We start from the raw sequence: 227 nt of genomic DNA on the forward strand, positions 1-227 counted from the left end.
TGCAGCCACGTCGCCATGGAAATGGACTGGCGGCCCAACCACTTTTTCGACCTCACCGGGCAGTTTTTGGTCTGCGCCAGCCACGGCGCGCTGTTTCGGCCCGACACCGGCGCCTGCGTCGGCGGCCCCGGACGCGGACCGCTGGTGGCCATCGACGTGCAGGAGCACGACGGGGTCGTCTTTTGGCGGTCACAATACGACCTGCAACCCGTCGAATTCTGAATGGA

General features: G+C 65.2%; 1 pseudogene. It reads left to right on the plus strand.

The features are described 5' to 3' along the window. Window positions 1–222 (plus strand): annotated as a pseudogene (locus HA630_RS00430) (Rieske (2Fe-2S) protein); the annotation flags it as partial. Between the last annotated feature and the right edge of the window lie 5 nt (window positions 223–227).

It is taken from the genome of Aquabacterium sp. A08, assembly GCF_011742065.1.